A 290-nucleotide genomic window follows, 5' to 3' on the forward strand; every position below is an offset into this window, starting at 1 on the left:
GAAAAGATTAAGGCATTAGAACTAGGCAATAACAAAGAAAAAGAAAATCTTTCACGATTTAAAATCCCTTTGCCTGAACTTGACGGTGCAATTGACCCTGATCACCCAAACCTAAAGACAATTCTAGATAACATGGCCATATTCGAGGCTACACGTGGTGGTTTTTCGAAGGCAACACAAAAAAACATGTTTTCCGCTGTTCGCTCTTGGATAAGATTTACTGAGTATATTGAATTAGCCTACGCATTTCCTATACATCCAAGAATGTTTTACTACTGGATACTACACCT

1 pseudogene is annotated in these 290 nt (G+C 37.6%); it reads left to right on the top strand.

From position 1 onward, the window contains the following. Nucleotides 1-290 (top strand): annotated as a pseudogene (locus IQR33_RS32625) (hypothetical protein); the annotation flags it as partial.

Source organism: Vibrio sp. OPT46 (assembly GCF_015163535.1).
GTDB lineage: Bacteria > Pseudomonadota > Gammaproteobacteria > Enterobacterales > Vibrionaceae > Vibrio > Vibrio alginolyticus.